Annotated in this window: 9 protein-coding genes; 6 read left to right on the top strand and 3 right to left on the bottom strand. The window is 46.6% G+C overall.

What is annotated here, in order from left to right; genetic code table 11:
- On the bottom strand, positions 1–580 hold a 580-nt coding region (locus DFR28_RS18330), incomplete at its 3' end, for an IS110 family transposase (protein WP_170132181.1).
- 585 nt (positions 581–1,165) lie between these two features.
- Here DFR28_RS18330 and DFR28_RS18320 point away from each other — a divergent pair.
- The 3 genes from DFR28_RS18320 (at position 1,166) to DFR28_RS18310 (ending at position 2,729) form a co-directional block, all read left to right on the top strand.
- Positions 1,166–1,588 (top strand): hypothetical protein, encoded by a 423-nt coding sequence (locus DFR28_RS18320; protein ID WP_113955845.1) that lies wholly within the window; start codon positions 1,166–1,168, stop codon positions 1,586–1,588.
- A gap of 153 nt (positions 1,589–1,741) precedes the next feature.
- A complete protein-coding gene (locus DFR28_RS18315; protein ID WP_113955844.1) occupies positions 1,742–2,149 on the top strand; it encodes a GFA family protein in 408 nt (135 codons plus the stop codon).
- Between the two features lie 175 nt (positions 2,150–2,324).
- Positions 2,325–2,729 carry a hypothetical protein gene (locus tag DFR28_RS18310; protein WP_113955843.1) on the top strand — a complete coding sequence of 135 codons (405 nt, stop codon included), beginning with the start codon at positions 2,325–2,327 and terminating at the stop codon, positions 2,727–2,729.
- 535 nt (positions 2,730–3,264) lie between these two features.
- On the opposite strand, the gene DFR28_RS18305 is transcribed toward DFR28_RS18310, so the two are convergent.
- Positions 3,265–4,638: an MFS transporter gene (locus tag DFR28_RS18305; protein ID WP_211317052.1), complete on the bottom strand. Its 1,374-nt coding sequence runs from the start codon at positions 4,636–4,638 to the stop codon at positions 3,265–3,267.
- A gap of 161 nt (positions 4,639–4,799) precedes the next feature.
- Between DFR28_RS18305 and uvrA the strand changes: the two genes are divergently transcribed.
- Entirely contained in the window at positions 4,800–7,700 is a 2,901-nt protein-coding gene (gene uvrA / locus DFR28_RS18300) for an excinuclease ABC subunit UvrA (protein WP_113955842.1), read from the top strand.
- Between the two features lie 49 nt (positions 7,701–7,749).
- Positions 7,750–8,520: a peroxide stress protein YaaA gene (yaaA, locus tag DFR28_RS18295; protein ID WP_113955841.1), complete on the top strand. Its 771-nt coding sequence runs from the start codon at positions 7,750–7,752 to the stop codon at positions 8,518–8,520.
- 14 nt (positions 8,521–8,534) lie between these two features.
- On the opposite strand, the gene DFR28_RS18290 is transcribed toward yaaA, so the two are convergent.
- Positions 8,535–8,948 (bottom strand): group III truncated hemoglobin, encoded by a 414-nt coding sequence (locus DFR28_RS18290; protein WP_113955840.1) that lies wholly within the window; start codon positions 8,946–8,948, stop codon positions 8,535–8,537.
- A 49-nt stretch (positions 8,949–8,997) separates the two neighbouring features.
- On the opposite strand from DFR28_RS18290, the gene lipA reads away from it, so the two are divergent.
- On the top strand, positions 8,998–9,981 hold the full coding sequence (gene lipA, locus DFR28_RS18285; RefSeq protein WP_113955839.1) for a lipoyl synthase: 984 nt from the start codon (positions 8,998–9,000) through the stop codon (positions 9,979–9,981).
- Positions 9,982–10,021: the final 40 nt, after the last annotated feature.

Below are 10,021 nucleotides of genomic sequence, written 5' to 3'. Positions count from 1 at the left end.
CTTGCAAGACGACCTGCTGAGCGGGGTGAGGCAGCACTATCTCGGCGAGCCAGCGGCGGTGTTTTGTGCCCCAGTTAGCAGACCCCTGGTAGAGAGTGAAGTTGCGCAGCAAGAAAGACTTGATTTGGTGTCTGGCCCGTTTACGGTCATGGTTCGCGGCTTCACGTGCGCGTGACAAATCACGAACCGCTTCGTCGTCAGACTCTGGCACATAGATCGGCGAGAGTTCGTTGGCGCGCATTAGCCGAGCTAATTTAATCGCATCGCGTTTATCGGTTTTAATACGCTCGCCGGGCTTTTTAGGAATCAGTGATGGTGCAACCACATAGCAGACATGCCCAAGCGACGTGAGCAATCGATAAATCCAGAATCCGCAAGGCCCGGCCTCGTAGACGAAGTGCAGGGTTGAGTTGGGGTGCGATGACTGCAAGCGCCGCGCTAACTTGGTGAAGCCTTGACGGGTAGACTGGATTCGCCCGAGCGCAGCATGATCCGCGTCACGGTGATCAACGATCGTGACGACCTCAGTAAATTCTTTGTGCGTATCAAGGCCAATAAAAGTTATGGTATCTTTAGACATGGTGTTAACTCCCGCATATAGCATATTGATGAATCTATATTATGGCTCTGGTTTAACTAGCCCACGAACAGTGGGGGTTAACACCGCCTTAAGGAGTCATTTTGTCTATATGTCCAAATTACTAGCAGTTATTATAGCCGTAATTTTATCGGGCTGTTCGCACAGTAGGTCTGTTATAGATATGAGTTCGTATTCCTTGGATGAATTCGAAAAAGCCTCCAATTGTGATTTTGACTATCAATGCAAAACTATTCTTTTTGGATACGATGGTTGTGTAAGTAACATTGGCGATTACCATCGGCATATAATCTACTCAACTAAAATAGGTAAAGAGAACGTAAAAATTCTTAAAGAAAAAATAATTTTGGACCGTGCATATAAAATTGAAAATCAAAGATCTTTATGGGAATGCGTAAGTGGGCGTAAAACAGTACCCATTCCCATCTGTAAAAATAATACTTGCATAGATAGAAATGAGAAAAACATATAACAAGGCAAAAAACTTCACGCCTTGGGCTCGGACGCGGTGCCCGCGCCCGTTTTTGCGGCGTTAGGGAAAAAAATAGATCCTTTATCTAAAAATGTATGGAATATAAATTAGAGAAAATAAAAGATGATGCGCCCTCAAGCTTCGTTGAGGAACATCGTGTCGCAACTAAACTTTGCTCAAAAAGACAAAGTATGCGAGAACGTTGGGTGGATTTTGAAAGTAACAATGTGTTCTATATTATTGGTACTTTTGCTGGCCCAGGTAATCACTCTGTTAAGATTTTATTGTTTCTAAATAGCGAGAAAGTTAGTTTTTGGGGAGATACTGAAGATCTAATTTTTAACTTCAAATATAGAGTGTCACGTATTGATGCATCTGAAGAAATGTATCAACAGAAAGAGTTTTTAGAGGAAAATATTAAAAAATGTCTAACTGAATATTGCAAATGCAACGAAGCAGAATTTATATCGGTGGAAGTAGAGTTTGATCGGAAAATGTACAAGGTGTTAAAGGGTTGATTAAACTTGAAATTACTGCGCAATGCCCAAACAATCACATAAAGCAGACCTACACTGCGTTGTTTTTTTGTGGTTTAACGCTTCGCTTACCACAAACCAAACAACTACGTTTCGGCAGCTTATGTGAGGCGTTAATTACACGAGTATAAATATATGACTACTAAACTGGATGGTGGCTGCCTATGTGGCTCTGTTAAATTTTCATTGGATGATAGTTTCAGCGCTTTCTATCAGTGTCATTGTAGGCAGTGTCAGCAATTAACAGGCTCAGCGTTTGCGTCAAACTTGTTTACTGACCCTGAAAACATCGAATGGACTAAAGGCTCTGATAGCATCAAAAATTATGAGCATCCGTCTAGAGAGTTTTCCAAATCTTTCTGCACTTCTTGTGGTTCAGCGGTTCCTTTTCTAAACAAATCTAGAAGTTCTCTAATCGTTCCGGCTGGCTCGTTAAATAATTTTCCAGAAATACGGCCTCAAGCAAATATATTTACTTCTGAAGAAGCATGTTGGCTAAAGCCTGGCAAAGGCGCTAAAGAATTTAAAGCTTTCCCCGAATAGAAAGTGAAAATAATTAACAAGTTGCCAAAGTACACTCCGCTGCAAAAGGCGCAACTCCGCGGGACGGCTGCTACGCGCCGCCCCTTGGCTTGGCGTTATGTTTACTGAAAATGAAAATTAGCAAGAATCATCTCAATCAGTTAAAAATATCGAGGAAATACAAAGGCCAGAATAAGTGCCATTCGCTCTTATAAGAGGCACAAGAGGGTACTTGGAAAGGATCACGCACCAAATTAATGGCACATATACAAATGGTTGGTACGATTCATGTGCAGTTATGATCAGGAGACTAATAGAAACACTAATTATTGAGTCTTTCGAAAAAAACAATATTTCTCATACCATCAAGAACCAAACTGGTGATTTTTTCTATCTTTCCGATTTGATTTCAAAAACGTTAACGGAATCATCGTGGAATCTAAGCAGAAATGCGCGACAGGCACTTCCAAAATTAAAAGATATTGGAGATAAATCAGCGCATAGTCGAAGGTTCAATGCTGTTAGGAACGACATTGATAAAATAAACCCACAAATTAGAGTGGTGGTGCAAGAATTAGTTTATTTAGCGGGTTTGAAGTGAAAAGCCTAACAAACGCAAGCAGTCGGCAAAATCACTCGCAGGCGCTCCTGATTTTCCGCTGTTGCGGGCGTTGTGTTTATTCGAGCTAAGACCATAAAATGAAGCATTGGCTTATATCATTAGCTTTATCGGTATCAGTTTGTGCTTTAGTGGTAATATTTTTTATCTATATTCCTGTTAAACAAAGTTGTCTATCTTCCGGTGGACTTTGGCAAGGTTTTAAATTCGGGTGCGATTATGGAAACTACAGCACTTATTATTTGGCTAGTCTCTCAGCGTACGCCCTGGCAATACTATTAGTTCTAATAATAGGGTTGGCTGGTATATTTAATTTTTTTCAGAAGAAACGCCTGAATATATGAACGCCAAAATTCAAAACATAACAAGAACTCAAAATTCCCCTCCCTTCGGCCGGGCGGGACGTCGCGTAAACGCGCCGCCCCATTAAGTGGGCATTATGTGCATCTGAAAACTACCAGTGAGTAACCTCTCCAAGTTTTTTATAACGTTTTGTCTGACTGCGTTTGATAAAGCCTTAGTTAGTTAATGCCGAAAGCGCCGCATGATCTAAGAGTTGCTTGTCGACCTTCAAGTAGGCGGTCGACTCACCGTCAATGATAATCGCTTCCTCAACTCCGTTCACCGCCTCAAAGTCTGCTTGTGACACATTCCCCTGATAACGCACCACCAAGCTGTCTAATAGCGTTGGCTGAGGTGCTTTAAAGACTATCCAAGCCCAGGCCAGCAAGACTAGGCCGCACAGCACAAACACAGCGGTAACGCCCACTGCGCCGTATATCAAACCGCCTAAGAAGCCGCCAAAGAAAACGCCCATAAACTGGAATGTATTGTAGACCCCCATCGCCGAGCCCTTACCCGCAGCGGGCGCCACGCGTGACACAATCGAAGGCAACATCGCTTCCAGTAGGTTAAAGCCCCAAAAAAAGAAAAACAAGCAAACGGTCATGCCGAGCACACCAAGGGGGCGCCACATCAACAGGCATTGTGCGAACAGTAAAATACAAATCGCCGCAAAGAAGATTCGCATTAACCACGCTTTCTTAGCCGACAAAATAATCATCGGCACCATAAACACGATAGACGCAATTAACGCAGGCAAATACACTTGCCAATGGTCTCGCGTCGGCAACGATAAACGCTCCAACAGGATGATTGGCACCACCACAAACATGGCGGTTAATACAAAATGAAGTACAAAAATACCAATATCTAAGCGGATCAACTGAGGGTTACGCAGCAATTCGAGCATCTTAGCTGGCACTGCACGCACTTCCAGATTACGCCGCTGAACCGGCGTTGGTACCGCTTTTATAATAACGACAATCGCGCCAACCGCTAACACCGCCGTCAGTACAAACATGCCTTTAACGCCGATAAAGAACGCCAACCAAGGTGACACTACCAGCGCAAACATAAAGGCCAAACCAATCGTCATGCCGATCAAGGCCATTGCTTTGGTGCGTTGCTCTTCACGCGTCAAATCACTGGTTAACGCTAACACCACGGCTGCAATCGCCCCGGCTCCCTGTAAAGCCCGACCAATAATCACGCCTTCGATACTCGACGCCAGCGCTGCCACCAAGCTCCCGACAATAAATATCATCAGGCCTAAAATGATGATCGGTTTGCGCCCGTATTTATCTGACAAAATGCCAAACGGTATCTGAAACATTGCCTGAGTGATGCCGTAGATACCTAAGGCGATTCCCATTAGAACCGGCGTAGCGCCTTCAAGCTGTTCGGAATAAATAGCTAATACTGGCAGAATAAGGAACAAGCCGAACATGCGTAATCCGTAAACGGATGCAAGAGCCGCAATCGAACGACGTTCGAGGCGGTTGAGTCCAGCCTTATTCAAGCCGTTGTCGATCTGAGTATCTGAAGTCAATCTGATTCACTTTAGTGTTTTTGCGTCAAAGATAGGGTACTAATCGATCACTAATGGAGACTGCGATCCAAATAGCGATATCGCTTTGACAATGGGTCACGTATATTAGCAGGTTGTTCAATCGGCAGGAACTGTAAACCGCAATCCTCAACGGAGTGTTGATGGACTATTTTCGTGCGTTTATCGCCTCCGATCAATCCATAACCCAGAAGAACATTGTGCTAGAAAAAATTACTATCCGTGGTGCACGCACCCATAACTTGAAAAGTATCGACCTTGAACTGCCCCGTGACAAACTGATTGTCATTACTGGGCTGTCAGGATCTGGCAAATCGTCTTTGGCGTTCGACACTATCTATGCTGAAGGGCAACGACGCTATGTCGAGTCGCTGTCGGCCTATGCACGGCAGTTCTTGTCGCTAATGGAAAAACCCGACGTTGACCTAATCGAAGGTCTATCTCCAGCCATCTCGATAGAACAAAAAGCCACCTCGCACAATCCACGGTCGACGGTTGGCACTATTACCGAGATCTACGATTACCTGCGATTGTTGTACGCACGGGTCGGCGACCCAAGATGCCCGGATCACGGCGTTACACTCGAGGCCCAAACCGTTAGTCAGATGGTCGACCTAACTATGGCGTTGCCAACTGGCAGCAAGATCATGCTAGTCGCGCCAGTCGTGCGTAATCGCAAAGGCGAATTCATGAACTTGCTGGAAAGCATGCACGCACAAGGTTTCGTGCGCGCACGCGTCGACGGCCAAGTGATCGACCTTGCTGAGCCGCCAGCACTTAAGAAAAACTTTAAACACGATATCGACATCATCATTGACCGCCTAGTAATCAAGGAAGGCAATGAACAGCGCATGGCGGAGTCCTTTGAAACCGCACTGGAATTAGCCGAAGGCGTTGCTGAAGTGGTGGTCATACCCAACGAAGATGAAGCTGAGAAGATTCTTGTATTTTCATCGCGCTATGCCTGCCCACACTGCGGGTATAGCCTGAGCGAGCTAGAGCCTCGACTGTTTTCTTTTAACAATCCAGTCGGTGCATGTTCGGCGTGTGACGGACTTGGAACCAAACAGTATTTTGACCCTAAGCAGATCATTTTTGATGCCAGCTTGAGTCTGTCGCAAGGCGCCATCAAAGGCTGGGATCGTCGTAGCCTGTTTTATTTTCGCATGCTGCAAAATGTTGCAAGCCATTATGGTTTCTCGGTGGACGACCCACTTGATTCGCTCAGCGCGGAGCAAATGGAAAAACTTTTGCATGGCAGCGGCGATGAGGCCATTGAGTTCAGTTATCTACGGCATAAAGGCCAAGGCGTCACGCGCCACCATTCATGGGAAGGCATTATCCCGAACATGGAGCGACGCTATCGCGAGACAGAATCAAATAGCATGCGTGAGGAGTTGGCTAAATACATTAACTCACACACCTGCCCGTCTTGCACCGGCAGTCGACTGCGGCTAGAAGCACGCAACGTATTTATTGACAACACCAGTATCGACCAGATTGTCACGCGTTCAATCGGAGATGCATTGGCCTTCTTTGAGGGCCTGGCACTCACAGGCAATCGTGCCGAAATTGCTGACAAAATTGTTAAAGAAATTCATGACCGGCTCGGCTTTTTAGTCAATGTCGGACTCAACTATCTCAGCATGGATCGTTCGGCAGAAACACTATCGGGCGGCGAAGCCCAGCGGATTCGTTTAGCGTCGCAAATTGGCTCGGGCTTAGTTGGGGTTATGTACGTATTAGATGAACCGTCTATCGGCCTGCATCAGCGTGACAACGACCGCCTAATCGGCACGCTCACGCATTTGCGCGATTTGGGCAACACCGTGATCGTGGTCGAGCACGATGAAGACGCCATGCACCACGCTGACTTTATAGTTGACATTGGGCCTGGCGCTGGTGTGCACGGCGGCAATATCGTTGCACAAGGCACCATTGAAGAAATCAAGAATAATCCCGATTCGCTCACCGGTCGATTCCTTTCAGGCAAAGAGGTTATAGCGATTCCAGAGCAACGTCATCCCACGCACAAGTCCAAGCAAATCAAGATCAAGGGCGCTACCGGCAACAATTTAAAAAATGTGTCGGTCAACATACCAATGGGCGTGCTTACCTGTGTCACAGGAGTTTCAGGGTCCGGCAAGTCTACCTTGATTAACAACACGCTCTACCCTGCCGCTGCGCAAAAGATTAATCGCAGCCGCATCGAATCGGCGCCGCATCAGAGCATTGAGGGCCTTGAGCATATCGATAAAATCGTTGATATCAACCAGAGCCCGATTGGTCGCACACCACGCTCAAACCCAGCCACTTATACTCAGCTGTTTACGCCCATTCGCGAACTGTTCTCCGGCACACCCGAAGCACGCGCTCGAGGCTACAAACCAGGCCGTTTTAGTTTCAATGTAAAGGGCGGTCGTTGCGAAGCCTGCCAAGGCGACGGCATGATCAAGGTTGAAATGCACTTTTTACCGGATATCTACGTCGCTTGCGATGTGTGCAAAGGACAACGCTATAACCGCGAAACTTTAGACATTCGCTATAAAGGCAAAAACATCCATGATGTTCTAGATATGACAATTGAGGACGCTGTGGATTTTTTCAGCGCCGTGCCAAACATCCATCGAAAGCTGGAAACCCTTATGTCGGTTGGCCTTGGCTACATCAAACTCGGCCAAAGCGCGATAACCTTGTCCGGCGGTGAAGCTCAGCGCATAAAACTGGCCCGCGAACTATCCAAGCGAGACACCGGCCAAACACTGTATATCCTAGATGAACCCACCACCGGGCTGCATTTTTATGATATTCGTCAGTTAATGCAGGTGCTGTACACTTTGCGCGATCACGGCAATACCATTGTGGTCATTGAGCACAATTTAGATGTCATCAAAACAGCCGACTGGATTATCGACCTAGGTCCAGAAGGTGGTAATGGCGGCGGCCAAGTCGTTGCCGAAGGAACTCCTGAGCAAGTCGCTCAGACCAAAGGCTCACACACCGGGCACTACCTGGCTCCGATGCTGGGGTTAAAAGCCGTCTAAGCAGCCGTTAAAACCAACCTATTCAATTTTCTAACCAACTCTCTTAACTATGTTAACTGTAATATCACCAGCCAAGAAATTAGATTTTGAAAAGCCATCGAAGGCGCCAACGTACACGCAGCCGGCGTTTCTCGATGAAAGCGAAAAACTCATTGACGTTATGTCAACCCAGTCGCCCGCCGACTTGGAAAAACTCATGCATATTAGCCCTGCCCTTGCGGAGCTAAATGTGGAGCGAGTCCATCAGTGGTCGCGTCCGTTTAACAAGAAGAATGCCAAGCAAGCAGTGAACGCATTTCAGGGTGATGTTTATGTGGGACTAGATGCCGACAGCTTTTCTGACGATGAGTTTTTATATGCGCAAATGCACCTCAGAATTTTATCGGGCCTTTATGGTGTTTTACGGCCACTGGATTTAATGCAGCCATATCGCTTAGAAATGGGCACCAAACTGGCCAACGATGGCGGTAAAAATCTCTACGAATTCTGGGGGAATAAAATCACAGAGAACTTGAACGACCAGCTTCAAGCCATTGATTCTAAATTACTTTTAAATCTAGCCTCCAATGAATATTTTCGTTCAGTAAAGCGTAATACACTGAACGCCGAAATCGTTACGCCCGTTTTTAAAGATTGGAAAAATGATCAGTACAAGGTCATTAGCTTTTTTGCTAAGAAAGCGCGCGGGCTAATGACCGCTTGGGTTATCAAGAATCAAATCAAATCTGTAGATGCCCTACTCGGCTTTGCGGCCGATGGCTACCAATACAGCGCGCAAGACTCAGACGCCAACACGCTGGTTTTTCTACGTAAACAATAAACTCTCGAGTGCGTCTAATCCTTCGGCAGCACTAACGTCATATCTTGGCGTTTCTGCTGCCCAACGGCGGCTGAAATACTCTTTGCAACCATCTCAGCTCGACGCTTCATCGCCTCGCAGTTTTCACCGGCATGTGACGCATCTACCGCTTTGTTAAATAGATACAGCCAGCGCGTAAAATGCCCAGGCGTTAGCGGAATTTTTTGATGCAACTCATGGTGCTTGCGCAACGGATTGCCGGTGTAATTCTTGCTCTTGAAAATTATATCAGTCCAAAAATTGACGATGACAGGCAAGTGATGCGCTAAGTCAACCTTCGCAACATCGGTAAAAATATAGCCAATAATGGGGTCGTCAAGCATTGCTTGATAGAAGCGAGCAACAATATCTTCGATATCCGCTCGTTCAAGTACGTCTTTTTTGGACATTAGTTGTTATAATCTCGCGCCTGCTGTGTAAACAACCTAAGTTTAACCGATGTCTGACACAACTGTTAAAAGCTCTCGACCAAAAATTAAACCAGTCGTCGCCGGCGAAAAGCTGCGCGGTGCTGAAAAAATGGCACGAATTCCGGTCAAAATCGAACAGACCGTAAATCCACTGCGCAAGCCAGAATGGATTCGCATACGCCTACAGAATGGTTCGAAGGTGCAAGAACTCAAGAACACGCTACGTGAAAACAAACTGCACACGGTTTGCGAAGAAGCGTCGTGTCCGAATTTAAATGAATGCTTTAGCCGCGGCACAGCCACGTTCATGATTATGGGCGATATCTGTACGCGTCGTTGTCCATTCTGCGATGTCGCACACGGTCGACCATTAGGACTAGACCAAGATGAACCGCGCCACCTCGCCGAAACAATTAAGGCAATGGGCTTGAGCTATGTGGTCATCACCTCGGTGGATCGCGACGATTTACGCGATGGCGGCGCTGGCCATTTTGTCGCCTGCATTGAAGAAACACGCAAACTCAATCCGAGCACTCAAATTGAAATCTTAGTGCCGGACTTTCGCGGCCGCATGGATCTCGCGATTGAGCTTATGGCAAACAATCCGCCCGATGTGTTCAACCACAACCTAGAAACAATTCCTGATTTTTATCGCAAAGTGCGCCCCGGCTCAGATTACCAGTGGTCATTGGATTTGATTAAAAAATTCAAGGCAGCACAACCCAGCGTCCACACCAAGTCAGGACTCATGTTAGGCATTGGCGAAACTATCGAACAGGTTAAAGATGTACTGCGCGACCTAAAAGATCATGATTGCGACATGATTACACTAGGGCAATACCTGCAGCCGAGCCTGAGCCATCTACCGGTTGAACGCTATGTTCACCCTGATGAATTCGACGAACTCCGAGAGTTCGGCGATGCGCTTGGGTTTAAGCACGTCGCATCCGGCCCTCTGGTTCGTTCCTCGTATCATGCCGACGTACAAGCGCATGCCGCCGAAGCTAAGTAGATGTTAAACGAATAAACGAATCCTACCCAGGCCGACAATG

The organism is Arenicella xantha, from assembly GCF_003315245.1.
GTDB classification, from domain to species: domain Bacteria; phylum Pseudomonadota; class Gammaproteobacteria; order Arenicellales; family Arenicellaceae; genus Arenicella; species Arenicella xantha.
Note: the sequence above shows the minus strand (reverse complement) of the source record. Positions and strands in the feature narration are given on the sequence as shown.